The organism is Methanosarcina spelaei, from assembly GCF_002287235.1.
Taxonomy (GTDB): Archaea; Halobacteriota; Methanosarcinia; order Methanosarcinales; family Methanosarcinaceae; genus Methanosarcina; species Methanosarcina spelaei.
Genome location: NZ_LMVP01000419.1, coordinates 1 through 405 on the forward strand (window position 1 = coordinate 1; position 405 = coordinate 405).

1 pseudogene is annotated in these 405 nt (G+C 35.8%); it reads right to left on the bottom strand.

From position 1 onward, the window contains the following. Positions 1-99 precede the first annotated feature (99 nt). Positions 100-405 (bottom strand): annotated as a pseudogene (locus ASJ81_RS23365) (hypothetical protein); the annotation flags it as partial.

The window sequence follows — 405 nt, forward strand, 5'->3', positions numbered from 1 at the left end:
AAATCTGTGTATAAGTAAACAGAGAATTTACAGAAAAATCGGTACACTACCTTTTTGACTATAGTTTCCTCTTTTTCTCATTTCACCTGAGTCAAGGACTCAGTAGCGAGTTTTACGATAAGTAAGATAATCAGCCAATGCTTTGTTAAAGTTAGCATCTAGAAATTCAAGCGCGCTAGGTATGATAAAGCTGAACTCTGATTTACCATCTTTCTCAGAGCTTATTTTCACATCATAATTATTATAAAAATTCACAATAAAGTATCCGCGCCGTGCGTTTCGTGCATGTTGAATTATCTTTTCACGATTCTTCGCGTACATTTGTCGAGCCATTTTTTCAGGTAACATGGTATCACTGTTTGTTGGGCTTCCTATTAGTCCTTTTTCCGTTGTGGTGCAAAAAAT